We start from the raw sequence: 258 nt of genomic DNA, 5'->3' as shown, positions 1-258 counted from the left end.
ACCTGGGCGAGCCCGGCGGGGTGCTGATCGTCGACGAGACCGGGTTCCTGAAGAAGGGCCTGCGCTCCGCTGGGGTGCAGCGCCAGTACTCCGGCACCGCCGGCCGGGTCGAGAACTGCCAGCTCGGCGTCTTCCTCGCCTACGCCACCAGCAAGGGCCGCACCCTGATCGACCGGGAGCTGTACCTGCCGAAAACGTGGACCGCCGATCGGGACCGCTGCCAGGCGGCAGCTATCCCCGAGGAAATCGAGTTCGCCA

1 protein-coding gene is annotated in these 258 nt (G+C 69.4%); it reads left to right on the top strand.

What is annotated here, in order from left to right:
• The coding region (locus tag RM445_RS32825; protein ID WP_311560631.1) for a transposase at positions 1–258 on the top strand (258 nt) is incomplete at both ends.

Source organism: Pseudonocardia charpentierae (genome assembly GCF_031845345.1).
GTDB lineage: Bacteria > Actinomycetota > Actinomycetes > Mycobacteriales > Pseudonocardiaceae > Pseudonocardia > Pseudonocardia charpentierae.
The sequence above is the reverse complement of the archived record's forward strand: the minus strand, read 5'-3'. Positions and strand labels throughout refer to the sequence as shown.